General features: G+C 69.3%; 20 protein-coding genes and 1 pseudogene. 5 read left to right on the top strand and 16 right to left on the bottom strand.

Features of this window, described 5'->3' with window-relative positions; genetic code table 11:
* Positions 1 to 2 precede the first annotated feature (2 nt).
* Positions 3 to 1,751, top strand: coding sequence for an ABC transporter ATP-binding protein (locus ACIA8R_RS40995; RefSeq protein WP_397043063.1), 1,749 nt, complete (start codon positions 3 to 5; stop codon positions 1,749 to 1,751).
* Here the strand turns inward: ACIA8R_RS40995 and ACIA8R_RS40990 are convergent.
* The 10 genes from ACIA8R_RS40990 to ACIA8R_RS40945 all read right to left on the bottom strand — a co-directional run bounded on the left by ACIA8R_RS40990 (position 1,748) and on the right by ACIA8R_RS40945 (position 11,433).
* Positions 1,748 to 2,323: an XRE family transcriptional regulator gene (locus tag ACIA8R_RS40990; protein WP_357694385.1), complete on the bottom strand. Its 576-nt coding sequence runs from the start codon at positions 2,321 to 2,323 to the stop codon at positions 1,748 to 1,750. The two genes, ACIA8R_RS40995 and ACIA8R_RS40990, sit on opposite strands and share 4 nt — an antisense overlap.
* Positions 2,324 to 2,372: 49 nt before the next feature.
* A complete protein-coding gene (locus tag ACIA8R_RS40985; RefSeq protein ID WP_397042931.1) occupies positions 2,373 to 3,191 on the bottom strand; it encodes an alpha/beta fold hydrolase in 819 nt (272 codons plus the stop codon).
* A 7-nt stretch (positions 3,192 to 3,198) separates the two neighbouring features.
* Entirely contained in the window at positions 3,199 to 3,924 is a 726-nt protein-coding gene (locus ACIA8R_RS40980) for a GAF and ANTAR domain-containing protein (protein WP_364094104.1), read from the bottom strand.
* Positions 3,925 to 4,016: 92 nt separating this feature from the next.
* Positions 4,017 to 5,015 carry an adenosine deaminase gene (locus ACIA8R_RS40975; protein WP_364094107.1) on the bottom strand — a complete coding sequence of 333 codons (999 nt, stop codon included), beginning with the start codon at positions 5,013 to 5,015 and terminating at the stop codon, positions 4,017 to 4,019.
* A 2-nt stretch (positions 5,016 to 5,017) separates the two neighbouring features.
* Entirely contained in the window at positions 5,018 to 6,757 is a 1,740-nt protein-coding gene (locus ACIA8R_RS40970; protein ID WP_397042929.1) for an adenine deaminase, read from the bottom strand.
* Positions 6,754 to 8,103: a cytosine permease gene (locus ACIA8R_RS40965; protein ID WP_357694375.1), complete on the bottom strand. Its 1,350-nt coding sequence runs from the start codon at positions 8,101 to 8,103 to the stop codon at positions 6,754 to 6,756. The genes ACIA8R_RS40970 and ACIA8R_RS40965 overlap by 4 nt, the downstream gene beginning before the upstream one ends.
* A 107-nt stretch (positions 8,104 to 8,210) precedes the next feature.
* Positions 8,211 to 9,086 carry a 1,4-dihydroxy-2-naphthoate polyprenyltransferase gene (locus ACIA8R_RS40960; protein ID WP_357694373.1) on the bottom strand — a complete coding sequence of 292 codons (876 nt, stop codon included), beginning with the start codon at positions 9,084 to 9,086 and terminating at the stop codon, positions 8,211 to 8,213.
* A gap of 12 nt (positions 9,087 to 9,098) precedes the next feature.
* On the bottom strand, positions 9,099 to 9,587 hold the full coding sequence (locus tag ACIA8R_RS40955) for a GNAT family N-acetyltransferase (RefSeq protein ID WP_357694371.1): 489 nt from the start codon (positions 9,585 to 9,587) through the stop codon (positions 9,099 to 9,101).
* 164 nt (positions 9,588 to 9,751) lie between these two features.
* Positions 9,752 to 9,847 (bottom strand): hypothetical protein, encoded by a 96-nt coding sequence (locus ACIA8R_RS40950; RefSeq protein WP_397042926.1) that lies wholly within the window; start codon positions 9,845 to 9,847, stop codon positions 9,752 to 9,754.
* 182 nt (positions 9,848 to 10,029) lie between these two features.
* Entirely contained in the window at positions 10,030 to 11,433 is a 1,404-nt protein-coding gene (locus ACIA8R_RS40945; RefSeq protein ID WP_397042924.1) for a PLP-dependent aminotransferase family protein, read from the bottom strand.
* Between the two features lie 454 nt (positions 11,434 to 11,887).
* On the opposite strand from ACIA8R_RS40945, the gene ACIA8R_RS40940 reads away from it, so the two are divergent.
* The 3 genes from ACIA8R_RS40940 to ACIA8R_RS40930 all read left to right on the top strand — a co-directional run bounded on the left by ACIA8R_RS40940 (position 11,888) and on the right by ACIA8R_RS40930 (position 14,258).
* Entirely contained in the window at positions 11,888 to 12,733 is an 846-nt protein-coding gene (locus tag ACIA8R_RS40940) for a DMT family transporter (RefSeq protein WP_397043062.1), read from the top strand.
* A 94-nt stretch (positions 12,734 to 12,827) separates the two neighbouring features.
* On the top strand, positions 12,828 to 13,850 hold the full coding sequence (locus ACIA8R_RS40935) for a hypothetical protein (protein WP_364094119.1): 1,023 nt from the start codon (positions 12,828 to 12,830) through the stop codon (positions 13,848 to 13,850).
* Between the two features lie 9 nt (positions 13,851 to 13,859).
* Entirely contained in the window at positions 13,860 to 14,258 is a 399-nt protein-coding gene (locus ACIA8R_RS40930) for an ASCH domain-containing protein (protein ID WP_397042922.1), read from the top strand.
* Between the two features lie 330 nt (positions 14,259 to 14,588).
* On the opposite strand, the gene ACIA8R_RS40925 is transcribed toward ACIA8R_RS40930, so the two are convergent.
* The 4 genes and pseudogenes from ACIA8R_RS40925 to ACIA8R_RS40910 all read right to left on the bottom strand — a co-directional run bounded on the left by ACIA8R_RS40925 (position 14,589) and on the right by ACIA8R_RS40910 (position 18,239).
* Positions 14,589 to 14,867, bottom strand: a complete 279-nt coding sequence (locus ACIA8R_RS40925) for a GntR family transcriptional regulator (protein ID WP_397042920.1) — start codon at positions 14,865 to 14,867, stop codon at positions 14,589 to 14,591.
* A 42-nt stretch (positions 14,868 to 14,909) separates the two neighbouring features.
* On the bottom strand, positions 14,910 to 15,386 hold the full coding sequence (locus ACIA8R_RS40920; protein WP_397042918.1) for a GntR family transcriptional regulator: 477 nt from the start codon (positions 15,384 to 15,386) through the stop codon (positions 14,910 to 14,912).
* Between the two features lie 517 nt (positions 15,387 to 15,903).
* A pseudogene (locus ACIA8R_RS40915) lies at positions 15,904 to 17,146 on the bottom strand (IS256 family transposase).
* Between the two features lie 781 nt (positions 17,147 to 17,927).
* Positions 17,928 to 18,239 (bottom strand): hypothetical protein, encoded by a 312-nt coding sequence (locus ACIA8R_RS40910; protein ID WP_357694357.1) that lies wholly within the window; start codon positions 18,237 to 18,239, stop codon positions 17,928 to 17,930.
* 472 nt (positions 18,240 to 18,711) lie between these two features.
* Between ACIA8R_RS40910 and ACIA8R_RS40905 the strand changes: the two genes are divergently transcribed.
* Positions 18,712 to 19,617, top strand: coding sequence for an SDR family NAD(P)-dependent oxidoreductase (locus ACIA8R_RS40905; protein ID WP_397042916.1), 906 nt, complete (start codon positions 18,712 to 18,714; stop codon positions 19,615 to 19,617).
* Positions 19,618 to 20,101: 484 nt separating this feature from the next.
* Here ACIA8R_RS40905 and ACIA8R_RS40900 read toward each other — a convergent pair whose 3' ends face one another.
* Both ACIA8R_RS40900 and ACIA8R_RS40895 read right to left on the bottom strand, forming a co-directional pair.
* Positions 20,102 to 20,569 carry a transposase gene (locus ACIA8R_RS40900; protein ID WP_397042914.1) on the bottom strand — a complete coding sequence of 156 codons (468 nt, stop codon included), beginning with the start codon at positions 20,567 to 20,569 and terminating at the stop codon, positions 20,102 to 20,104.
* A 659-nt stretch (positions 20,570 to 21,228) separates the two neighbouring features.
* Complete coding sequence (locus ACIA8R_RS40895; RefSeq protein WP_364094134.1) at positions 21,229 to 21,885, bottom strand: DNA repair protein RadC; 657 nt, start codon at positions 21,883 to 21,885, stop codon at positions 21,229 to 21,231.
* Positions 21,886 to 22,008: the final 123 nt, after the last annotated feature.

Raw genomic sequence — 22,008 nt, 5'->3', positions numbered from 1 at the left:
CCATGCTGCGGGTCGCGGACCTGACCGTACGGCAGCCGGACACCGGCCGTACGCTGCTGTCGCAGGTGTCCTTCGAGGTCGCGGCCGGTGAGTCGGTGGCGATCGTGGGCGAGTCCGGCTCGGGCAAGTCGCTGACCGTGCGGGCGCTGCTCGGGCTGCTGCCCGCCGGCCTGGAGTCCACCGGCCTGGTCGAGATCGACGGGCGGCGGGTCGACGACGACCCCAAGGCCAGGCGACGGCAGCGCGGCGGCACGGTCTCGCTGCTCATGCAGGACCCGTTCACGCTGCTCAACCCGCTGCGCCGGGCCGGGAAGCAGATCGCCGACGGCCTGCCCGAGGGCGCCGACCCCAAGACCGAGGTGCCGAGGCTGCTGGCCGAGGTGGGGCTGCCCGGCGAGGTGGCCGGACGGTACCCGTTCCAGCTCTCGGGCGGCATGCGGCAGCGGGTGGGCCTGGCCTGCGCGCTGGCCGCCGCACCGCGCATCCTGCTGGCCGACGAGCCGACCACCGCCCTCGACGCCACCACGCAGCGGGAGGTCCTCGCCCTCATCCGCCGCATCCAGCGCGAACGGGACATGACGTTCCTGCTCATCACCCACGACCTGCGCCTGGCCTTCTCGATGTGCGACCGGGTCGTGGTCATGTACGCGGGCCGGGTCATGGAGGTCGGGCGGGCCGCCGAGCTGCGGCAGGAGCAGCGGCATCCGTACACGCGGGCGCTGCTGGCCGCCGAGCCGCCCGCCGACCGGCGGCTGCCGGTCATCCCGTCCGTGCCGGGCTCGGTGCCGGCCCACGACGCGGTCGCCGGGCGTTGCGGGTTCGCGGACCGGTGCGCGTACGCGGTGGAGGAGTGCCGGACGGGCGTGCCCGGCCTGGTCGCCGTGCCGGGCGGGCAGGCGCGCCTGTCGGCCTGCGTACGGGCCGCCGCGCTGCCCGCCGCGCCGCCGCCCCCGCAGGGCGTGCCGTCGCCGCCGCGCACCGCCGCCAAGCCCCTGCTGGAGGTCGCGGGCCTGCGCAAGACCTACGCGGGCGGGTCGCGTCCGGCCCTGGCGGGCGTGGACCTGACCGTGGCGCCGGGCGAGGTCGTGGCCGTCGTCGGCGAGTCTGGGTCGGGCAAGACCACGCTGGCCCGCTGCGTCACCGGCCTGGAACGCCCCGACGCGGGCGTCATCACCCTCGACGGGCTCGACTGCTCCGACCACGCCCGCATGTCCCGCCAGGCCGTGCGCCAGGCCCGCCGGACCACGCAGATGATCTTCCAGGACCCGTACTCGACGCTCAACCCGGCGCGTACCGTCGGGGCGACGCTCAAGGAGGCCCTCGCCGCCGAGGGACGCCCCACGGACGTCGGCGCGCTGCTGCGCCTGGTGGGCCTCGACCCCGCACTCGCCCGCAAGCGCCCGGCCGGCCTGTCGGGCGGCGAGCGGCAGCGCGTGGCCATCGCCCGCGCCGTGGCCGGCGAGCCCCGCCTGCTGGTCTGCGACGAGCCCGTCTCCGCGCTGGACGTCTCCGTGCAGGCGCAGGTGCTCACCCTGCTCGCCGGGCTCAGGGAACGCCTGGGCATGGGCCTGCTGTTCATCACCCACGACCTGGCCGTCGTCCGCCAGCTCGCCGACCGCCTGTACGTGCTGCGGGCCGGCGAGTGCGTCGAGACCGGCGACGTGGACCGGGTGCTGGACGCCCCCGCGCACCCCTACACCCGCGAACTGCTGGCCAGCGTGCCCGACGGAAGCAGCCGCTGGCCCGGCTAGTCGTAGGAGATCAGCGTGAGCACCCGGCAGCCGCGCTCGCCGGTGGCGTAGACGTGGTCGACCTCGGCCCCGAACCGGACGGCGTCACCCTCGGCCAGCCGCACCGACCACGTGTCGCTCTCGACCGTCACCTCGCCGGACACCACGTAGGCGTGCTCCACGGACCCGTGCCCGTGGGCGCTCCTGGCGCTGCGCGTCAGCGGCGGCAGATCGCCCTCGGCCAGCTCGAACCGCCGCCGGTCGGCCGTGGCGAACAGGCTGCGCACGGTCGTGTCGCCCACGGTGACCGGCATGCCCTCGCCCCTGCGCAGCACCTCGGGCTCGGGCAGGTGGGTGCGGGTCAGCTCGGCGAACGTCAGCTCCAGCGCCGCCGCCAGCCGCGTCAGCACCTCGATCGTCGGATTGGCCACCCCGCGCTCGATCTGCGAGATCAGCGCCTTGCTCACCCCGGTCAGCTCGGCCAGCTCGCGGACGCTGAACCCGCGGGCCAGCCGTGTGCCGCGCAGGTTGCCGGCCAGCGCGCCGCGCACCCCGGCGGCCTGCCCGTTGGTCAACGCGAGTTCCTGCCGCACGTGGTGAGTCCTTCCTGTCCCGGCGTCCACCCCCATCATGCCCTGCGCGTCAGGCCACCTTGTCCAGGAAGCCGGACACCGCGGAGACGAACGCGGCCGGGTCGTCCACCCATGGGAAGTGCCCGGCGCCGGGCAGCGTCACCGGGGTGGCGTCGCGGAACAGGGCGGCGAAGGCCGGCGCGGACAGGCGGCAGGGGTGGGCGTCCAGGTCGCCGGTCAGCAGCAGCGCCGGCGCGTCCAGCGTGTCCAGCCCGGCCCTGACCTCCTCGGGCGTCACCGGGGACGGCGCGTAGAAGCCGTCCGCCGCGGCCTCGGGGCACTCCTCCTCGGCACCGGCCGCGTGCGCGGCCGTCTGCTCGGTCCAGGGGCCGTAGAAGAAGCGGTGGCGTTCCACGCCCTCGTCGGCCAGGAAGGCGGCCAGGGCGGCGGGGTGCCACGGCTCGTCCTTGCGCAGGTCCAGACCGGCCTGCCAGTCCTCCTCCGTCGGCGGGAGGCCCACGGCGACCGACGAGGGCGTGACCAGGCACAGGGATCTCACGCGGGCCGGATGCAGCCCGGCGTACCGGACGGCCACGTTCGCGCCCGCCGAGTGGGCCAGCAGGTCCATCCGGGCCAGTCCCAGATGCTCCCGCAGCGCCTCGACGTCCTCGGCCAGCCGGTCCCACCGGTACGTCCCGGGGTCGGACGGGATCGCCGAGTCGCCGGTGCCCCGGCCGTCCAGCAGAATCAGCCGCCGGGGCAGGCCGCCGAGGTCGCCGAGGTAGCGGGAGGCGCGGCCCGGGCCGCCAGGCAGGCACACCAGCGGCTCGCCCGTCCCGTGTACGTGGTAGGCCAGCTCGGTCCCGTCGTGCGCGAGAAAGGAGGGCATGCGGTGATTATGCCGGGTGTCCCTGGTCGCCGGGAGGCGGCGGATCGTCGAACCGGGGCCGCTGCGGCGGCCCGCCGCTCACCGACCGCACGATCGTCGCCGCGACGTGGTGCACCTTGAGGTTGCGGTCCTGGGAGACGTTGCGCAGGATCTCGAACGCCTGGTGCGCGGTGCAGCGGCGCTGCGCCATGACGATCCCGAGGGCCTGGTCGATGACCGGGCGCGTGCCGAGTGCCTCCTTGAGCTGCGCCGCCACCTCCCGCGTGCGGGCCGCGTCGATCGCCACGTCGAACAGCACGCCGACCAGCGCGGCGCCCACCTCGGCCGCCGCGTGCGTGCGGGCGGCGAAGCCGTTTACGCCGGCCGAGTAGAGGTTCAGCGTGCCCAGCAGCCGTCCCTGGGAGATCAGCGGCTCGGCGTGCAGGCTGCGGACCCCGTGCGGCACCGGGCAGAAGGCTCCCCAGCGGGTCTCGTCGGCCGCGAGACCGGCCGCCGTGACCGGACGGCCGGTCTCGATCGCGTCGAAGCTCGGCCCCCGCCCGGCCGACGACTGCAGGCCGTCGAGCACCCTGGCGCGGGCATGCGCGCACGCCGCCGAGCGGATGCCACGCTCGGTGCACAACGTCACGCTGACCAGCGGAGAGTCGGGCATCGCGCGGGCGGCGACGACGACACTCCGTGCCAGCGCCCGTTCGAACTCGTCGACTCCGGCCGGAACAGCGGTCCTGTTCAACAAATCCCTCGCGCTTGGCTGCGGCTCACGCCTGCGACCAGACAGCCTGCCCCTCCAGCGGGGTTCTAAGCCCGCCCCGCCGGGGGATTTTGTCAGGCGAGGTAGCCGTCGATCTCGGCCAGGTAGGCGTCCTTCAGGTGGCGCGGCAGCCAGGTGATCTCGAACGCGTTGCGCTCCAGCTGGGCCAGCTCCTCCCGGGTCAGCTGCAGCTCGCCCTGGAGCGCCACCAGGTTCTCGCTCACGTACCCGTCGAAGTACGCCGGGTCGTCGGAGTTGACCGTCACCCGCACGCCGAGCTCCATGAGCTTGCGGATGCCCTCGGACTTCATGGAGTCGGTGACGTACCCGTTGGAGATCGGGCAGCAGGTCAGGCCGATGCCGCGGGCCAGCACCAGGTCGACCAGCCGCTGGTCCTCCAGGATGTTGACGCCGTGGTCGACGCGGTCGACGCCGATCTCCTCGATCGCCTGGCGGATGTGCTCGATCGAGTTGTCCTGGTCGACGTCGCAGTGCATGGTCAGCAGGTAGCCCTCCTGCCGGGCCCGCTCGTACACGGCGGCGAACTTGGCCGGCGGGTTGCCCTTCTCGTCGGAGTCCAGGCCGATGCCGACGATCCACTCCTTGTACGGCAGCGACTCCAGCAGGGTCGCCATCGCGTACTCGGCCTGGAAGTCGCGCAGGAAGCACATGATGAGCTGGGCCCGCACCCCGAGCTGCCGGTCGGCGTCGATCAGCGCCCGCCGCAGGCCCCGGATCACCACGTCGAACGGCACCCCGCGCGAGGTGTGCGCCTGCGGGTCGAAGAAGATCTCGGCGTAGCGCACGTTCTGCTCGGCGGCCTTGCGCAGGTAGGCCATGGCCAGATCGTAGAAGTCGGGCTCGGTGCGCAGCACCTGCATGCCCTCGTAGTAGACCTTGAGGAAGGACGGCAGGTCGTCGAAGGAGTAGGCGGCCCGCATCTCCTCGACCGAGGCGTAGGGCAGCGCGAGACCGTTCCGGCGGGCCAGGTCGAACTTGAGCTCGGGCTCCAGCGTGCCCTCGATGTGCAGGTGCAGCTCGCACTTGGGCAGCCCGGCGATGAAGTCCTTCATGATCAAACCTCCGTGAGGATGGGGTCGACGACCTCGAGCCGTACGCAGTCGACCAGCCCGAGGTCGGTGACGGCGTAGTCGGGGATCGCGGTGATCGACAGGAAGAACAGGTACATCAGCGGCGCCGGCAGCGTGCAGCCCAGCTCGCGGGCCAGGTCGTCCAGCCGCTCCTCCAGCACCGCCATCTCGGCGGCGGGCAGGTCGGAGACGATGCCGCCGACCGGCAGCGGCAGCAGCGCCCGCACCTCGCCGTCCACCACCACGGCCTGGCCGCCGCCCTGCTCGGCGACGGTGTTGACGGCCAGCGCCATGTCCTCGCGGGAGGCGCCCACGCAGATGATGTTGTTGTCGTCGGGGGCGGCGCTGGTGGCGATCGCGCCGGCCCGCAGGCCCATGCCGCTGACCATGGCGACCGGCTTGTTGCCGGTCTTGCCGTAGCGCTCGACGACCGTGACGAGCAGGGCGTCCTGCTCCACGGACGGCTCCACGACGCCGTCGGCCACCGGCAGCGTCACGTCACGCCGCCGGCGGACGAAGACCTGCTCGGTGAACCCCAGGGTCAGCACGGTCGCCTGGTCGCCCTCGGCCCGCAGCACCAGGTCGTCGGCGGTGACCGGCTCGATCGGGAACGGCCGCACCGGGCCGCGCTCGGGGGCGGGCGTCGGCGTGACCATCCGGCCGTCCCTGGCGGCGGGCACGCCCTTGGCGATCACCTCGCGGACCCGGAAGTCCTCCAGCGAGTCCACGATCAGCACGTCCGCGAACCGGCCAGGGGACAGGCTGCCCACCAGGTGGTCGATGCGGTACATCTCCGCGCAGTTCACCGTGGCCATCTGGATCGCCGTCACCGGGTCGACCCCCGCCGCGATCGCCATCCGGACGAGCTTGTCCATGTGCCCGCCCGCCAGCACGTCGGCGGCGTGCACGTCGTCGGTGCAGAACGCCAGCCTGCGGGAGCCGGCCAGGGCCACGGCCTTGATGTTCTCGTCGAGGAAGTGGGCGACGGACGACTCGCGGATGATGCCGTACATGCCGCGGCGCAGCTTCTCCAGCATCTCCTCGTGCGAGTACGACTCGTGGTCCAGCCGCACCCCGGCGGCCGCCAGCCCGCTGATCCGGCGCGGGTCGGACAGCGGCGCGCAGCCGAACACCGGCAGCCGCCGCTCCCGGGCCAGGTCGAGGGCCTCCATGACGGCGGGATCGGCGTGTTCCACCATCTCCTGGACGGTCTCCCAGATACCCACACATTCCGGCCATTCGTGGGCGATCCTGTGCTCAGCCGGGCCGAACGGGTGCCCGACGGTCGACTCCGGCACGGTGTAGGGCGCCTTGGCGGGTGCACCCCACCAGATTCGCATGCCGGTCGCCGCCGACTCGTCCAGGAAACGCCGTACGCCCGGCAGTCCCTCGGCCACGAGGATCTGGTCCAGCCCCGACACCACGCTCGTCGTGCCGAACGGCACCACCAGGTCGGCGAAGCTGGTGACCGACAGCTTGCTGCACTCGATGTGCAGGTGCCCGTCGATCAGGCCGGGCACCAGGTAACCGCCCTGGGCGTCGATGATCTCGGTGTCCGGGCCGCGCTCCAGCACCGGCTCGACGGCGGCGATCCGGCCGCCCACGATGCCGATCTCGGCCGGATAGAGCTCGCCGGTCAGCACGTTGACGAGCGTGCCGCCCGTGATGATCGTGTCCGCGGGCCGCCGCCCGTACGCCACGTCCAGCAGGTCGCGGTCCATCATGCCTCCACAGTCCGTACGGCGGGCCGGGGCACGAGCAGCGCGTACGCCGCGCCCGCCACCAGGAAGCCCGCGAAGATGCTGAAGTCGCTGCCGCCGGTCGCCTCCGACAGCGGCCCGACGAAGACGGCCGAGTTGATCCACAGGGCCGCCGCCACCATGCCCAGGACCTGCGCGATGATCGCCGGCCACCGGACCTGGCCGGGCGCCTGCTCGTCGAACAGCGCCTCGGCGTCGTAGCGTCCCCTCCTGCGCAGCCAGTCGGTGAGGTAGACCCCGGCCCAGGGCGCCAGCCAGATGATCAGCAGCGCGAGGAAGTTGTTGAGCATGGTGTTGAAGTTGTTCGAGGTCACCGCCACGAACGTGATGATCACGCAGAGCACGAGGTCGCCCACGACCGCCACCCAGCGCTTGACCTTGATCCCGGCCGCCTGCAGGTTCAGCCCCGAGGAGTACAGGTCGGTGGTGTTGACCGCGAACAGCGACACGATCGCCAGCAGCAGGTACGGCACCACGAACCACTGCGGCAGCGCGCTCGGCAGCCCCGAGATCGGGTCGGTGTTGTCCTTGACCACGGTCGCCACGGCCGCCCCGAGCGTCATCAGCAGCACGTACGGGACGAACCCGCCGAGGGCCGCGTAGCCGAAGACCGCCTTCTTGGAGGAGTTCGCCGGCAGGTAGCGGGAGTAGTCGCCGCCCAGCGGCCCCCATGACAGCCCGCCCGCCGACATGATCATCGCGATCGCCATCGTGAACGTGGCGAAGTCCGCCGACCCGCCGCCGCCACCGAGCTGCACCTTGGGCGCGATCAGGATCGCCATCAGGCCGAACAGCACGACGAACACCCAGGTGAAGTACTTCTGCGCCTTCATCACCGCGGCGTGCCCGATCAGCGGCAGCACGAGCTGGATCGCCGCGGCCACCAGGATGACCACGATCTTGAGGCCGAGCCCCTGGTCGCTCACCCCGGCCTGCTCCAGCAGCGACAGCGCCGCGAACGTGATGAGCACCATGCCGCCGGCCTCGAAGCCCACCATGTTCAGCCAGCCGAAGAAGCTGAGCGCACGGGCGCCCTTGGGGCCGTAGGCGGCCCTGGAGACCGCCATGGTGGAGGTGCCGGTGGCCGGGCCCTGCAGGCTGGTCAGGCCGACCAGCGGGAAGGACAGCAGGTTGCCGATGACGATCGCGATGACCGCCTGCGTGAAGCTGAGCTGGAACGCCGCCACGATGGTGATGCCGTAGACGAGGGTGAAGATGCCCATCGTCGTCCCGGACCAGAGGAAAAGCAGGTCACGCGGGCGGCCGTACCTTTCGCCGGCCGAGACCAGTTCGATCCCGCGTTGTTCCATGGCCCCTCCTGAGGGTCGCTGGTGTGTGCGCACACAGTGAACCGTAGGGGGATGACCTGGTGATTTATCCAGACATACGAGCGTAGCGGGGGGCAGTTGTGCCCTGGCTACAAAGTGATCGCCAAGCCGACCGCGAACAGCAGCCCGTACGCCATCTGGAGCTTGCCCGTCTGCTGCAGGACCGCGATCAGCGCCGGCCCGACCGCCTTGCCCAGCACGGTCCTGATCGGGGTGACCGCGAGCGGCGCGGCCAGCGCCGCGAGCGCCGCCCACGGCGTGACCGCGATCATCGCCAGCGCCACGACGAACGGCACCACCTGGCACAACACGTACAGCGCCCGGGTGCGCTCGGCGCCCAGCACCACGGCCAGGGTGCGCTTGCCCGACGTGCCGTCCGTCTGGACGTCGCGCAGATTGTTGACCACCAGCATCGAGCACGACAGCAGGCCCACCGGGATCGAGGCGAGGAAGGCCGTCCAGCTCAGCTGCTCGGTCTGCACGTACGCGGTGCCCATGACCGGGACCACGCCGAAGAACACGAAGACGGCCAGCTCACCGAGCCCGCGGTAGCCGTAGGGACGCTTGCCGCCGGTGTAGAACCAGGCCGCCGCGATGCACGCGACCCCCACCAGCAGGATCCACCACGCCCGCGTCACGACCACCAGCACGAGGCCGAGCACCGCCGCGACCGCGAAGCAGCCCAGCGCCGCCGTCAGCACCTGCCGGGGCGTGGCCGCCCGCGAGCCCACGAGCCGCATCGGGCCGACGCGCTGGTCGTCGGTGCCGCGGATGCCGTCGCTGTAGTCGTTGGCGTAGTTGACGCCGATCTGCAGGGACAGCGCCACGAGCAGCGCCAGGACCGCGCGCCACCAGACGAATCCGCCGTCGCCGACCGCCACGCCCGTACCGACCATGACGGGGACTACGGCGTTGGGAAGGGTGCGCGGGCGCGCGCCCGCGATCCACTGACCGGGGGTAGCCATGCTGTCGAACCTCTAGCTGATATCCGTGGTGAGCCTGACCATGCGGATCGGACGGCCCATGTCGAGGACGCGTTCGGCCATGTCCTCGCCCCAGCCGGCCGACTCCAGGAAGCCGAGCACCGCGTAGTTGTCGGCGAACACCCAGGTGACGATCTGGCGGAAGCCGTCCTCACGCAGGTAGTCGACGGTGGCGTTGAGCAGGCGGCTGCCGTGGCCGCGGCGGACGAAGTCGGGGTCGACCAGCAGCGTCAGCATCTCGGCGACCCTGCTGGGATCCAGGTCGGGATCCTCGGCGGGGGCATGCGAGGCCAGCCCCACCACGCGCTCGCCGCCGCGCGGGGTCGTCAGCGCCGCGCTGCCGCCCGCGCCCAGGGCGGGGAAGCCCTCGGTGTCGAGGATGGTCTCCACCGCGACCAGCACCCGGTGCGTGGGGCTGGGCGGGGCGACGATCGCCTCGTCCCACTGGCGCAGCCACATCTTCTCGGCCGCCGGCCCCGTCATCTGCTCGAGTGGGCCTTCCGGGAGGAACTCCCGATATCCGTAGCGCCAGGCGCGGATCTGAGTATTCGCAACCTGAAGAACATCCTCGCGCCGGGCCGCCCGGACGCCTACGTCTGCCATCTCGGCCCGCTCCTTCGCCTGCCGTTCGTGCCACAAGGCACGAGTTACACCGTATCGGTGTTTGAGCCTTGGAGACGACGCGAACCCCGCTTCCTCGCCCGGTAAGCGCGTGTCTTGGTGCGGTCAGCGCATACCCGCATCGAACACCATGAGCGCGAACGATTCCATGAACGCCCGCTGACATGTTCCCACCCGCCCTGCTCCCGCACAGATCTTGAGCCGCTCCCAAGCGACGTCGACCACCGCGACGGCCTCGGCCCGACCGGCGTGGCGCGGTCATCGGCCCGCCCGCCCCCGGCCCCGCACTGCATCGAGTGTCCAGTCACTGGACCTGCGAGTCCAGCGCCCGTCCGAGTCTTCGCACCCCCTCGGTCAGGACCTGCAGGTTGGCGGCGGCCATGTGCGTCACCCTGATCCGCGGGCCCGGCGGCTCCGACGGGTAGTACATGCGCCCCGGGCTCACCAACGTCCCGTGCCGCCTGGCCGCCTCGACCAGCGCGTTCTCGTCCACCTCCGGAGGCAGCCGCAGCCACAGGTGCAGACCGCCGATCGGCATCAGATGCACCTCCGCCCCCGGGACGTGGGCCGCCAGCGCCGCCGCTAGCGCGTCCCGCCTGGCGGCGATCTCGGCATGGACGGCGCCCAGATGCCTGCCCCAGGCCGACGAGCCCACGAACTCCAGCGCCGTCTCCTGCAACAGCCGCGCCACGAAGAACGACTCGACCAGCTGGGCGGCCCGCAGCCGGTGCGCGGCCGGCCCACGGGCCACGACCGCCGCCACCCTCAGGCTGGGGGAAAGGATCTTGGTCAGCGAGCCCACGTTGACGACGGTGCCGTGCGCGTCCATGGAGGCCAGCGACGGGGGAGCGGCGGGGGTCAGGTAGCGGGCGTAGTCGTCCTCGATCACGAACGCCCCCGCCGCCCTGGCCACCTCCAGCACCTGCGCACGCCGGTCCGGGGGCAACGTCGCGCCCGTGGGATTGTGCAGGGTGGGCTGGCAGAAGAACACCCGCGCGCCGGTGACGGCGAACGCCTCGGCCAGCAGGTCCGGCCGTACGCCGTCACGGTCCATCGGCACGGCCGTGGCCCGCAGCCCGGCCGCCTTGGCCGCCGCCAGCGCTCCCGGGTAGGTGGGAGTCTCGACCAGCACCGGAGTGCCGGGGGCCGCCAGCGCCCTCAACGCGTGCGTCAGCGCCGCCTGGCCGCCGCTGACGATCAGCGCGTCCGCCGCCGTCACGTCACCCCCGGCCTGCCGGGCGAACCAGCCGCGCAGCTCGTGCAGGCCGTTGAGCGGCGGCACGGCCCACACGTCCGGACGGCGTGCCGCCCGCGCGGCCGCCGCCGCGAGCTGCCTGTCCGGTCTCAGCCCAGGGTTCAGGTAGCCGCCGGTCAGCGGCACGACCTCCTCGGGCGGCTGGGCGAGCAGCGCCGCCACCGGCCCGTCGTCCACGACCCGGTCGCCGAGGGCGACCGTCTGCCAGGACAGGTCCACGGGATCCTGCCCGCGGACGGCCTGGCGTGGCGCCACGAACGCGCCACTGCCCGGACGCGACACCACCCGCCCTTCGGCGGCGAGCTGGCCGATGGCGCGCGAGACCGTCACGGGGCTGACGTTGTGCCGCCGCATGATCTCCCGGCTGGACGGAAGCCGCGCACCAGGCCCCAGCCGGGCGGCCTCTTCGCGCAGTATCGCAGCAATCTGAGCAATACTGCTATCGTTGGACATGAAAGATAAGGATAGCGCTATCGCCCACCCCGCAGTAGCACTCCCACCCCCCACCCCTGAAGAGACCATCACCGCACCTCACGGCATCGCCCCCTCCAAGGGCACCGCCAGCGCGCCCGCACCCCCTCCTACGACCCCTGGGAGGATCAGCGCCGCATCTCGGCCCGCCACCTCCGAAAGGGCCGCCGGCGCGCCCGCGCCCACTCCCCGCCCTCCCGACGGGACCAGCGCCTCGTCTCGCGACACCGTCAGAGGGACCGGCGGTTCGCGCACGCACCCTCCCACCACCCTCGCGGGGACCGTCGCCGCATCCGGCGGCACCCTCAGAGGCAACGCGCCCGCATCTCTCGCCACCACCTCCCAGGGGACCGGTACGTCGAACGGCCCCGATGACCCACACCGCGCCTCCACAGGGACCACCAGCGGGCCCGTCACGCGCGCCCGCCAAGGGACGATCCTGGCCTTCCTGGGCGTCCTGGCCTTCTCCGGCAGCTTCCCCGGCACCGTCTACGCGATGCGCGGCTTCGACCCCTGGCTGGTCGCCATCGGCCGCGCCGCCGTGGCCGGCGTCATCGCGCTGATCTGCCTGAAAGCCGCCCGCATCCCTCTCCTCCCGCCCCGCCCTCACTGGCCCGCGTACGCCGTGATCTCCCTGGGCGTCGTCTTCGGCTTCCCGGTCTTCAGCGGCCTCGCCCTCGACCTGGGCGCCAGCACCTCCCACGCCGCCGTGGTCATCGCCCTGCTCCCCGCCGCCACCGCCGCCTGCGCCGTCGTACGGGCAGGCGAACGCCCCCGCCCCCTGTTCTGGGCCGCCTGCGCCGCCGGCGCCGCCGCGATCCTCGCGTTCACCCTCACCCGGGGCCAGGACGGCGCCGCCTGGCCCGACCTGCTCCTGGTCGGCGCCCTCCTGTCAGCCGCGCTCGGCTACACCGAAGGCGGCCGCCTGACCAGGACGACCCCCGGCTGGCAGGTGATCAGCCACGCCCTCGTCCTCTCCCTCCCCGTGACCGCCGTGATCAGCGCGATCCTGGTCGTCACCACCCCCGTCGCGCCGACCGCCCCCGCCCTCGCCGGCTTCGCGTACGTGGCCCTGATCTCGATGTTCCTCGGCTTCATCCCCTGGTACGCCGGCCTCGCCAGGGGCGGCATCGCCAGAGCCGGCCAGACCCAGCTGGCCCAGCCGCTGCTGACCCTCGTCTGGGCCTGGGTCCTGATGGGCGAACGTTTCGGCCCGGCCACCGTGGCCGCCGCGCTCGCCGTCCTGGCCTGTGTCGCCGTCACGCAACGCGCCCGCTCGTAGGACGGACCTGGCAGGGCGACGTACGCGCCGGGTCGCGGCGATGCTTGCATGGCGTGACGCCCCCACGCAGGATGGGAGAGGAGGTGTCACAACCATGGCGGACCTCACGATCCCGGAGGGCGGCTTCTGGCCCGCGCCGGAGATCCCGCAGCCCAACATCTACCCGATGGAATGGCGCGTGGAGACGGAGAAACTCGCGGCCATCTACGAGAAGTCCAAGCGCAAACTCTGGAACCCGGCCGACCTCCCATGGGACGGCCTGAAACCAGAGGACTTCACCCGCGAACAGCGCCTGGGCATCATGTACTGGTTCGCCGTCCTCGCCAATTTCGACGCCTCGGGCCCGGCCGTCTTCGCCCGCGCCACCATCCAGGCTTTCGAGAAGCACGAGGAAGACCCGGTCAGGAAGTGCTTCTTCTCCATCACCCGCGACGAGATGAACCACGAGGAGTGCTGCCAGCGCACCATCGCCCGGCTGTGGCCCGGCGGCCCGCTCAGCTGGACCCCCGAAGACGATCTCGAAAGGGCCGCACACAACAACATCGGGTGGCTCTACCACAACGGCGGCCGCTACTGGAACGGCTACACCAGCGCCGTCGGGAGATACTCGCTCCCGGTCCTGTTCACCAGTTTCATGATGGGCGAGATGGCCGCGTCCACGCTGTTCAGGGGCATGGCCACGGGCACCCGGCATCCGGTGTTCGGCGAGATGTTCCACCGCATCGGCCTCGACGAGTCCCGCCATCTGCAAATCTGCATGACCATTCTGGAGAACGAATGGCCGGGCCTGACCGACGAGACCCGCGGCCTCATCACCCGCCAGCTCCGAGCCGGTTTCGTCTTCCTCTCCATGATTCTCTGGGAGCCTCCGGAAGGTTTCTGGGAACTGCCGCCGTACTTCCTCGACAATCACCGCGTCCTCATGGACCACGCGAGGGAGGCGGGCCTGGGCGTGCTCTCGTACGAGGAGCAGAAGGAGAACTGGCGCGTGGCCATGGCGAAGGTCCGCGCGATCGTCGAACGGTGGGGCATCGCCTTCCCCGCCATTCCCGAGCTGGACCTGGAAGGCGTCGAGGTGAACTTCATCGACCCGGAGGAGATCATCCCCGTCTTCTAGGATGCGCATATGTGGCCCCGCATCGACGGACTCAGAGTCCTCGCCCTCGGCACGCCCGGTGAAGTGCGTACCCTGCTGACCGATCTGACCCTCTCGGGCACGAAGACCGCCACCGCCGGCCTGCTGCCCCTCGACTACGAGGCGGAAGGCGAGGAGGTCGAACACGTCGGCGAACACCTGATCCTGGTGAACGACGCCGGCGAGAAGGCCGCCACCATCGAGATCACCTCAGTGGCGCTGGTGCCCTTCGCCGAGGTGCCGTGGGAGTTCGCCGAGGCGGAAGGCGAAGGATACACCTCGATCCAGCACTGGCGAGACGTCCACCACCGCTACTGGTCCTCCTTGGGCCACGAGGTGAACGCCACCTCCACAATCGTCTGCCTCCACTACCGCCTCCTGCCCTCCTAACCCCCTCACCCAACTCTCACCCCAACTCCCTCCCGCTTCCGCTCCCCAGCCCCGCACTCCTGGGTCGCGGTCATTCCCACACTGCTGTCACTGCTGAGCGCATCACTCCAGAGCTGCCGTCACCATGTCGGCCCGCTGGCGATAGCCGCCTCAACCCGGTTCTCGCCCGTCCCCGCGTTCGCTCCCTGCTTTTGTTCCCTGCTTCGGCCTCAGCTCCGCACTCTTGGGTTGCGGTCGTTTTCACGCTGCTGTCGTTGCTGGGCGCGTCATTTCAGGGGGGCCGACACTCCCGTTTCGGCACCGCCGGCGACACCCGGCCCAACCTGGCTCTCACACATCCCCGCCTGCGTCCCCACCCCCGCTGCCCCCCGAACCATCGCCACCGCCCCCGACGAACGTCCCCTTCCCCTTGACCGTGTGCACGAGCTGCCGCCTACGCAGTTCCCGCACCACGTTCCTGACAGTTGACCGCGCCACATCGAACTCGGCCTCCATGGCGAGCTCGCTCATCACCGCCTCGCCGGCCCGCAGTTCACCTCGCAGAATCTGACCCTGGATCATCTCTGCGATCTGCACGTAGATCGGCACAGGCCCGTCTCGGTCGAGCATGCTCAAACCTTAGACGTCTGGATACAAGCAGATGAGCGAACCTCAGACCTGGGGCCACGACTCTTCGGGCGACACGTAACTCCCGCGCTGCGGCACGGTGTAGATCCACCCCTGCTCCCGCAACAACGCCATGGCCCGCCGTACCGTCTCCCGTGCCACGTCATACTGCTGCACCAACGCCGTCTCACCTGGAATCGGCCGCTTGGGCTGGAACTGCCCCGCCTTGATCTGGTCAGCCACATCCGACGCGATCTGCCGATACAGCGGCTCTTTCCGCTGCTTACGCGGAGCTTCGTCAGGTACGCCGACGAACGTCCCCTCGCCCTGAACCGTGTAGATGAGCCCTTCCTCGCGCAACACGTGGATGGCCCGACGAGCCGTCGTCCGAGCGACCCCGAACTCGTTCTGAATGTCGGCCTCGCTCGGCACGGGATGCCCGGACGCAAGCCCCTCGACCCGCCGCCGAAGGATCTCCGCGATCTGCACGTAGATGTGGGTGTCGCCGTCGTAGTCCAGCACACCGGCAAGATAGACGAACCCGTACGAGCCCGCCCATATCCTCCTGTCTGATCAGACAGAGTCATCTTTCTGTACAGGCGAGCGGATACAACCAGACGTATGCTCCAACCATGGCCGAACTCCCTGCGAACGACGAACACTGCTTCGGCACCCACCCCCCTGACCCCCACCCCCACCCCGAACTCACCCGCATCCGCTGGTATCCCATGCGCCCAACCGGCGAACACGTACGGGTCCAGGCCTACACCTGCGCCTGCCGGCCCACGTCCTATGAGCTCTGCCAAATCGGAGGCCAGTGCTTCATCCGCCGAACCCGGCGCACCCGGAAGGGCGTCTACGTGGACGAGAGCCTCCGAAGCTCCGTAACCAGGACCTCTCTGCTCTGGGCAATCCTGCTGGCCGTCGACCCCGTAGAACCCGGCCTACCCACCCCAGACCTCGCTCCGCGCACACGTGCGGGAGTCGCGTCCACGGATGTGGGTATGAGTCGATCTTCGCGTGATCCTGTATCTGCAGGTTAAGGGGGCAGTGTCTGCGGGACCGGGGCCGAGGTGGGTGTGTCGCCGGGGACGAGTCGCAGACGGGCTTTGGCCAGCAAGTCCAATCCCATGTAGCGGCGAGCTTCGCCCCACTCATCGCTCTGTTCGGCCAGGACGGCGCCGACCAGCCGGACGATCGCGGCTCGGTCGGGGAAGATACCGACCACGTCGGTGTGGCGGCGGATCTCCTTGTTCAGCCGTTCTTGCGGGTTGTTCGACCAGATCTGGGTCCAGATCTCGCGCGGGAAGGGGGCGAAGGCCAGCAGATCCTCCCGAGCGGCGTCCAGGTACTGCGCAGCGGCTGGATGCTTGGCCTCCAGCGCGTCCAGCACCCAGGCGTGCTGGGCGCGCACCGAGACAGCGTCGGGCTGGTCGAAGATAGTCCGCACCAGCGTGGCCACGAACGGCTGGGCACTCTTGGTCACGCAGGTGAGCAGGTTGCGCAGGTAGTGGGTGCGGCATCGCTGCCAGGACGCGCCCGCCAGTACGGCGCCGATCGCCGAGACCAGGCCGCGGTGGCAGTCGGAGATCACCAACTGCACCCCGGACAGCCCGCGGGCGACCAGGCCGCGCAGGAAACGCCAGCCGGCCCGCGCCGTCCTCACCGGTGGTGACCTCCAGCCCGAGGATCTCCCGCCGCCCGTCGGCATGGACCCCGGTGGCCACCAGGCAGTGCACGTTGATGATGCGGCCGCCTTCACGCACCTTCTGCGTCAGCGCGTCCAGCCAGAGGAAGGTGTAGGGGCCTGCGTCCAAGGCACGGGTGCGGAAGGCTTCGACCTGCTTGTCCAGGATCTTGGCCATCTGGCTGACCTGGCCTTCGGAGATGTGCTTGATACCGAGTTGCTCGACCAGCTTGTCCACCCACCGTGTCGAGACGCCGAGCAGGTAGCTGGTGGCCACCACGCTGATCAGCGCCTGCTCGGCTCGGCGGCGGCGTTCCAGCAGCCAGTCGGGGGAGTAGGAGCCCGACCGCAGCTTCGGGATGGCCAGCTCGATCGAGCCTGCGCGGGTGTCCCACTCGCGGGTGCGGTAGCCGTTGCGCCGGTTGGTCCGCTCGTCACTGCGCTCGCCGTAGCCTGCCTCGCACAGGCTGTCGGCCTCGGCCGACATCAATGCCTCGGCCATGGTCTTGACCATGGATCGCAACACGTCGGGGTCATCGGTCTGGATCTGCTTCGCCAACCACTGCGCAGGCGTCACACTGTTGTCTGCGGCCATCGCCTTGATCTCCTTCGTTGTTCGCACTCGAAGGGTCACGCGATGGCCGTGTCTGTTTCACGGCCGCCACGCTTGTGACCAGGTCAAGCTCGTACACCACTCCCGTGGACGCAACCCGTGCGGGTTGCCTCCGCAGGAGAGGTGTACGAGTCTGACCCGGCGATCCGCCGCCGCACCGACGTACTCGGCATATCCCCCGACCGGGCCGCGAACCGGCCGAGCAGAGCGACGAGTGGGTTGAACCTCGCCGCTACATGAACGGGACATGCTGGCCAAAGCCCCATCCTCGGCGACACACCCTCCTCGGATACAAAATCACGCGAAGATCGACTCACACACTCACATGCCATGGGCGTGCCCCACATGCGCCGGCCATGTGAAAAGCACCCATTCTCCGGGGGCGTACCCTGATTTCGCCATCCGAGCCTTCGCCCAAGTCGGACTTTCCTGATTAACGCACAAGCACCGGTATTCTCTCCAGCCAACCCGAGATGACAGAAGTAGGAGCCACAGTTCCAGAATGGCTTTGCATGCCACCTTGGACACGGCACACTGTTCTTCGCGGCCATCACGTAGGCTCCTTCGTTCTCGGACAAGGCCCTAGAAGGAACACGGGATGGCCGTCACCATTCCTCAAGGCAACCAGCGTCTCGCCGAGCTGCTCAAGCCGGACCTGAAATCGACGCCCATTGCTCAGCGCCATCCCGTTCGAGCAGTCAAGCAATCCGCGACAACCCCGGCAAGGCGAGCCCCCGACTTGAGTCGGGGGCTCAAATCCGCGCTACGCGTCATCCTTCGCCAACAGGCGATCAAGTCTGAGCCCTAGATCGTTCAGCTGGAACCGAAGGCCCTCCAGCATCGTCATCGTCTCCAACAGGCTGGCGCTGCAGCCCTCGTCGAACCGCTTCCGGAGGCGTGCGATCTCGAAGTTGAGGATCTCGAAGTCCTGACTGACCCCCGAGCGAACATCGACGATCTCAGCCCTCGCAGCAGCCAACCCGGCCAACACCGCGTCGTGGCTCCCCGAGCACGAACGAGTCTCCAACGCCTGCAGACGGAGTTGTAGATCGAGGATCTCCACCTCAACGTTCACGTACCCCTACCCCTTACCAGTGGATGACGGGAAGCTCGGCCCCGCACTGGCGCCGAGCTCACTTTGTGCGAGCACATATTGACAAGCCGTCCGCGCCCGACGCGATCGCCGGCAAGCACCTCTGGAGTGGTTTTCTTCTCCCGACAGCTCGAGCTTGTTCCAGGACGTTCTCATCTGCCCGGCATGTCGGAGGAAAAAAGACCACCTCGATAAGAGGCAGATCGTGCATATGTGTTAGCCGGGATCACTCACCCACTCGCAGACACTTACGAAATTGCGACTCCAATTCAGGCCTGCCTGACGCCACCGCAACGCAGGCGTGCCGAATGGCTGGAACCAGACCATTCCCAGCCGTCCGGCTGATTGAACGCAATCCCGAAAGCAGTAGAACGCCCCGGCGTCACCCAGACGACCTGCTCCTACCGCTGATTGGTCCCTGGCCTCCCGCCACAACCCGCCCGAACATGGCCACATGACGATCACCTTCGTCACCGGAGCCAACAAGGGGCTCGGTCACGAGACCGCCCGCCGTCTCATCGAACTCGGTCACACCGTGCTGCTCGGCGCACGACATCCCGAGCGAGGCACGCAGGCCGCCACCGCACTCGGCGCGCGCCTTGTCCGCATCGACGTGACCCGACGACGCGTCCGTTGCCGCAGCGGCCGCCGATGTCGCCGCCCACGAGGGACGAATCGACACTCTGATCAACAACGCCGGCATCCACGGTCCTTCCGGCGCCCCGCCACCTTGTCCGGCACCGACGCCATGAACGTCTTCGACGCCAACCTCGCCGGCGTGGTCCGAACAACCACCGCCTTCCTGCCGCGGCTACGCCGATCACCCGACCCGGTCATCATCAACGTCAGCAGCGGCATGGGCTCGCTCGCCCACACCCGTGACCCGTCCCGGCCCGAATCATCGGCGATCGCGCCGCCCTACACCGCCTCAAAGGCAGCGCTCACGATGACCACTCAGTACGCCAAGGCCCTGCCCACATCCGCATCAACGCCGCCGATCCCGGCTACACCGCCACAGACCTCAACGGCAACAGCGGCCCCCAACCGTCACCGAAGGCACGGACGCGATCGTCGCCCTGGCCAGAGAAACGCCCGGCGCACGCTCCGGACGCTTCGTCGACCGAACCGGCGAGATCGCCTGGTCCTGAACCCGTCGCCCCCGGGGAGAGTGACCCGCAACGAACACCACCGAGAAAGGTTCCAATGCAAGCCCGGGTGTGGCAGAAGCGGCGACTTCCACCCGAAAGCCATACCTCGGCAGTACCTCCTCCAGCGCGAACAGGCTGACCCCTCTCCATTGACCCGAATCGACACCAGAGACAGAAGGGCCTCCATTTGCCCTTCGTCCTCGATTGCGTAGCCCGCGCCCAGCGGGGGGTGTAGGCGTTCAGCCCTCTTGCAACCTTCAGCCGAGCTGACCTGTACCGCATCAGTTCACCCAGCCCCCAATGGGCAGATGGCCACGCGTGGGGTTGATGCCCTGGAGAAGTCACCTCGACGAGGGCAGGGAGCTCCCGGCCCCACCGCCTCCAGAGGCTCTGTTGGTGCTCCTGCGCAGCCGAGCACCAACACCACTCACAGTCGAAGGATCGCGGGAGAACCGAAACAAACACGCCCCTGTTAACCACTCGTCCGCGGTGCCATCCAAGTGTGGGCCGGTCCCGGGTCGGCCCGCTCCCAGAGCTCTGACACCCCACATCCAGTTCCATCACCACACGGTTCCATGCCATGCACCATGTCGACTCCCGTAGTCCCCGTGATCAGGAACAGGCCAATCGACGTCGCAACAGCAGGCGCCCTACCGCCAACAACCGACCGGCGCCTGCTGCCACCAGCACCCGGCATCAACCCTTACGTTTCGCCATGTTGATCACTTCGGTGAGACGGAGTGCCAGGCTCGCCAGCACAGGATCGCTGACCTGTACCGCCCCAGCCCCCTCCTCACGCGCAGCCTCAACCGAGGCCCCGACGTCGTAGCTCATGACAGCGCCAGGATGCACCACAACATCCCCGCTCATGTGGCCACCAGTGCCCTGTGCCGCCTGCACATCCCTGAGCAGACGCCCCCAGGTCCCGTCCGCCGACCAGCGGCGCTGCCGTTTGTAGACCGTGATCCAACATCCGAACCGATCCGGGAGACTGCGCCAAGGCGACCCGGTACGCGCCTGGTACAGCACCCCGTTGATCACCATTCGCTGCTCTCCGTGCCGCCGCCGCTCAACTGCACCGTCAGGCAGCAACGGCACCAGCCGTTCCCACTCCGCATTGGTCAGATCCGTATGGCGCAATTTATCCCTACCCTCGACTGCCATCTGCTCTCAGCCTCGTCACCAGGGCAATAAGGACGGCCATCGCAAGTCCCCTTCGAATAGCAACGATTCAAGGGGTGAAGGAGGCTTGCAATGGCCGCAGGAACCAGTGTGCCTTCTCCGTCATGGGCAGCGCAGCAGATCGGCAAGGATTGGCCAAAATTTCCAGGCGGACGCGGCAGGAGGTGTATCCCGTCAACGACTAATCCTCATGACCAACGTCTTGTGCTCAACAGACGCCATTCAAGAGGCAAGGGGCAAACCGGCGCAGAGTCCTTCGGCGGTGATGCTTAAAGCCCCAGATCTGGGCGAATTGCCTCGGTATCGCCGGGCCATACTTCCTCAGTGGGCGCAGCTGCGAACTTTCGATTGCTGCCGACCGTCCAGAAGAATCTGGGCCAACGGTCCACTCTCGCGACCGGCTCGCTGACCGGCCAAATCTTATTCGCGAGAAGGAGAAGCGTGGTCCCGCACTCTCCGGGATGCGCGGGACCACGCCAAGGCGGGTCTGTTGGCTGGCCGACGTCCATTACAGCCTCAACTCGCGCCATTAGATTCTCATAACTGCCCCATGTGTTTCTCCTGTTCGGCGCTATCGGCGGGAAGATTCCCATTGAGCCTCCCGAGCTCGAATCTCCGCCGAGGTCCCAGATGAAGGTGATTTACATGGAGATCCGCCTCCAGGCAGCGTCCGTGATGATCAGATGGTCGAGGAGGCGTAGCCCAACTGTCTGAGCGGCCTCGGCCAGGCGTGCCGTTACTTCCAGATCGGCATCGCTGGGATCGAGAGAGCCTCCAGGATGATTGTGGGCAACGCCGAACATGGCGCCACCGGTGGTGAGCACCAGAGAGATGGTCTCCCGGACCGGCACCGTCGTGTGATCGGCGCCCCCCTCCGTCAGCACCGAACGCTTCAGTACGCCGCCCCGCGTATCGCACACCACCACGACGAAGCGCTCGTGCCCGAGGCCACGCAGTAAAGGCGCGCAGACCTCCGCCAGATCGGATGTGCTGGCGATGCGGGCCCGCGCAGGCTCCGACGCCGCACGTCGTACGAGGTGAAACGCCGCCGCCACCCGCGCGGCCTTGGCCGGCCCTATACCTCGCAGTCTGAGCAGCCGATGCGGGTCCGCGCGCCCGAGCGCATCGAGATCACCGCAGTGTTCGATGACTTGACTGGCCAGCTCCAGCGCGCTCGCCCCACGAAAGCCGGAACCGAGCAGGACAGCCAGCAGCTCCCGGTCGGCAAGCACCGCCGCGCCGCTCGACATGAGCCTCTCTCGCGGCCGATCGCGCTCGTACAGATCTTTGACTCGCATTCGCAACCTCCGCACCCGTTCTATCAACGAGGACCGACAATCTCAGCTCCTCAATTCCGGGCCCAAGAAGCGTGCAATAGACGGAGATATCACGCTTGATCTACGCGGACGGCAGTCGTGGAT

This window comes from Nonomuraea sp. NPDC051191, from assembly GCF_044455665.1.
In the GTDB taxonomy this organism is placed as follows: domain Bacteria; phylum Actinomycetota; class Actinomycetes; order Streptosporangiales; family Streptosporangiaceae; genus Nonomuraea.
This window is presented reverse-complemented; position numbering and strand designations above follow the sequence as displayed.